The 424-nt window shown below is 37.3% G+C and carries 1 protein-coding gene; it reads left to right on the top strand.

Annotation, left to right across the window (positions count from 1 at the left end; all coding sequences use genetic code 11):
- Window positions 1–424, top strand: a 424-nt coding sequence (locus J3U67_RS03400; RefSeq protein ID WP_267403781.1) for a hypothetical protein, incomplete at both ends; no start/stop codon positions are given.

Genomic DNA, 424 nt, shown 5'->3' on the forward strand with positions numbered 1-424 from the left:
CCGATTTGGCCGTTATGATTCCATTGGTAATCTGGGCGGTAAACCAGTCAGTATTCCCGACGGCGTAGTACTTCACTGGGTACGTTATGTTGGAGACCCTGGTGATTTTGATGCCAGCAAAAAAGCACAAGAATACAAACGTCCGCCTATTACCTATCAGCTACCCATTGAAAGCTTTGGTTTGCTTTATCGCCTCACTGATGGTGCGCTGATGAGCTATAAAGAACACACCGAAATAGATTATTTACATGATAATAAAACTCTTATTCCTAAAGGAATACCTTTTCCATGGGCTCATACAATTATTTATAACATATATAGCCCTAAACAACCTAAAACCTTCAATCAATGGTTTAATAATATTCTAGAATCATCAAAAGAAAGTTGGGATTTTGAATATTCTAAACAACCTAATAAGGTATTT

It is taken from the genome of Snodgrassella sp. B3837, assembly GCF_026535955.1.
Taxonomy (GTDB): domain Bacteria; phylum Pseudomonadota; class Gammaproteobacteria; order Burkholderiales; family Neisseriaceae; genus Snodgrassella; species Snodgrassella alvi_E.